This window comes from Bacteroides fluxus YIT 12057 (genome assembly GCF_000195635.1).
In the GTDB taxonomy this organism is placed as follows: Bacteria; Bacteroidota; Bacteroidia; order Bacteroidales; family Bacteroidaceae; genus Bacteroides; species Bacteroides fluxus.
Window position 1 is genome coordinate 1 of the sequence record NZ_GL882652.1, and the last position, 929, is coordinate 929.

Sequence of the window (929 nt, forward strand, 5' to 3'; positions counted from 1 at the left end):
AAAAAGCGGGAAGGCCGGAAAGTGGAAAAGTAAGAGGCATAGGTTTTGAGCATAGGCAAGAAGTGATAGAGAATGTCATCGGATGGTGGGCGGACGGATATCTGGTAACTGAAGAGCCTACAAGTATAAAAGCTCTGGTAGATTGGGCCATGGAAAAGTTCCTGTTCCTGTCAAAGAAAGACAGGCCGCTATCCTACAATACAATAAGACAAGAATTCGGGGAAATATGGCGAGATTTACAGCCCGGAAACATAAAGGGAAAAGAAACGAAAACTGCAATGCGAAACAAGAAAATCCTTCGCAATAATTTAAAATAAGCGATGTATGGAAATTATCCATAGATTTGCCACGCTTTAGCAAAGACCAAGCCACATATCATCAGAAATGCCGCTTCCTCCAAAGAAGCCGGCATTTTTCTTTTTATCATGACTGAAGCACCTACTAAGCATTATCCGAGTACGAATTAAAAAAGCTAAAAATGAAAAAGTTGACAAAGAAGGGTACCTCACTCAACGAGGCAATGAAGAATCTGTGGAAAACACGAATCATGCTTGAAAAGGAATTCACCGAAACATGCGCTGAATGGATGGCAACAAGAATCGGAGATTTGATTGACTACATGCAATACGGGCACGCACTTATCGCCTGCCACAGGCAGGACGGGACATTCAGGCTGGCAAAGGCGACACTACTGCCATACGAAGCATGTTTCCACAGGAAATACGAGACTGCACGGGTGAAAGGGACCATCGTGTTCTGGGATGTGGAACAGCAGGCATGGAGAAACTTCCAGCTCGAGAATTTCCTGGAATGGAGACCGGTCGTATAAGTGGAAAATTAGAAGTGGAAAATGGAGACACGGTAATATTAACCAACAATCACTAAGAAATGGCAATGATGTATGGAGGAATGCTATATTTCCCCCTCAA

The 929-nt window shown here is 43.4% G+C and carries 2 protein-coding genes; both read left to right on the forward strand.

The window, feature by feature from the left end; genetic code table 11:
- The coding region (locus HMPREF9446_RS11580) for a hypothetical protein (RefSeq protein WP_009125854.1) at nt 1-317 on the forward strand (317 nt) is incomplete at its 5' end.
- A 161-nt stretch (nt 318-478) separates the two neighbouring features.
- Nucleotides 479-829, forward strand: coding sequence for an SH3 beta-barrel fold-containing protein (locus HMPREF9446_RS11585; RefSeq protein ID WP_009125855.1), 351 nt, complete (start codon nt 479-481; stop codon nt 827-829).
- The last annotated feature ends 100 nt before the right edge of the window (nt 830-929 follow it).